Source organism: Leuconostoc sp. (genome assembly GCF_965300815.1).
In genome coordinates this window covers 1-1604 of sequence record NZ_CBDKZH010000186.1, presented here as the reverse complement: position 1 = coordinate 1604, position 1604 = coordinate 1, and the positions used below count along the sequence as shown (strand labels likewise).

General features: G+C 43.1%; 2 protein-coding genes. One reads left to right on the top strand and one right to left on the bottom strand.

The genetic code is table 11. The annotated features are described in order from the left end of the window. The first annotated feature begins 66 nt into the window (after positions 1-66). Complete coding sequence (locus ACW12G_RS07950) at positions 67-1164, top strand: DNA/RNA non-specific endonuclease (RefSeq protein ID WP_455647714.1); 1098 nt, start codon at positions 67-69, stop codon at positions 1162-1164. A 113-nt stretch (positions 1165-1277) separates the two neighbouring features. On the opposite strand, the gene ACW12G_RS07945 is transcribed toward ACW12G_RS07950, so the two are convergent. Then, positions 1278-1604, bottom strand: a 327-nt coding sequence (locus ACW12G_RS07945) for a DUF2087 domain-containing protein (RefSeq protein WP_455647713.1), incomplete at its 5' end; no start/stop codon positions are given.

Below are 1604 nucleotides of genomic sequence, written 5' to 3'. Positions count from 1 at the left end.
TTATAAATGTTCCTTAAAAAAGGACCATTCGACAGATTACTATTTTTCGGAAGAATTTAGGAGAATATGATGTTTCAATACATAAAACGGACAGTCATTTTGGCTGTTTTTTCGAGTGTCGTTGGCTTAATGGGAATTGCCCCAGTTGCCGCTGACCAAACCTATCGCGATGCAACACTGACGGGTGCAGAACAACGGCCGTTGGCCTTCAGTCAATCTAAACAGCTTGTCTTAGGTGATCATGATGACAAACAACGGGCAACGGATGCACATATTCAGTTGGCTAATACTGACAAGACAACTGCCAAACGCGCAGCACATTTGACTTACAATCCAGTTGGTTGGCACAACTATCGTTTCAAATATGAAAAAAGTAACGGTAAAATCAGTAAAGAGTGGTTATTCAATCGTGGCCATTTAGTCGGTTATCAATTCAGCGGTCTCAATGACGAACCTAAAAATTTAGTGCCTGAAACCGCTTATTTAAATGCCGGTGCCCTTAAAAGCATGAATGCTGCTAATAAGCAATCCATGCTTTATTATGAAAATCATCTGGCCAAGTGGTTAAAGACACACAAAGGCTATCGCCTCGATTATCAAGTGACACCATTGTATCGCAACGATGAGTTACTACCACGACAAGTACGCTTGGCTTATGTTGGCTACAATCCGCGTGGTGAAAAAGTCAAAATTAATCTCCACTCATATCGTGAAGAAAATGGAAATGATGATGCGACTGTCGTCTACCTCAATAATGATAGTCCAAATGCCATTATTGATTACAGTAATGGTACCGCACGCAACACACTCAATAAAGCAAAAACACTAAAAGCTGAACAAGAAGCAGCTGACCAGGCCAAAGCTGAAGCCGAAGCTAAGGCCAACGCAGCAGCAGCCGCTCAAGCTGCTGCGGAAAGCGTTGCTGTAGAAAGTGCTGCGCGCGCCGCTAGTGAGGCCGCTGCGCAACAAGCAGCAGCGCAATCTCAGGCAGCGACGGCCCAAACAGCTGTCGCCCCCGCACCAGCCACTGGTAACATTAATAATACTGGGGCATACAAATGGGCTATTCAAGATGGCTATACTTGGCAAACCCGCAAAGGCCACTCAACACGTGTTGCACCTGGTGGTGCATTGCCAGCAGGTTATCATTGGCAAGTCCAATAAATTACCATACAACGACAAAATAAAAAAGCGCATAAGCGCTTTTTTATTTTGAGTCATCATCTGCGAACGTGTGCTGATCACAACACGTCTTTAAAATTACTCAAGCACAGTTACTAGTTTTCTAAACTATTTACTTCGGATGACAATTGGTACGTTAGCCCATAAGCATCTCTTGTTAGCAAACCAAAATCTACTAATGCGCGTCTTAGCAGTGGATAGTCCGCATAATAGGACCAACGCCGCAATACTAAATTAACGTCCTGTTCATCGTACGTTTTATCACTGTCAAACTTACTGGCTAAATAAGCAATCACGTCACGCTTTTTATGGTATTTCGCTGGCCATTGTATCAAGACCCCATCGTCATTTAAATAGGCTGTAATCCCCTGTGTCATTTGTTCCCTTCCGTTTTTCTGCAATTCTAATATTAAGTTGTCTCT

Excerpts from the sequence above, each read along its gene's own strand:
- ACW12G_RS07950 (WP_455647714.1), top strand. The coding sequence starts at position 67 with ATGATGTTTCAATACATAAAACGGACAGTCATTTTGGCTGTTTTTTCG.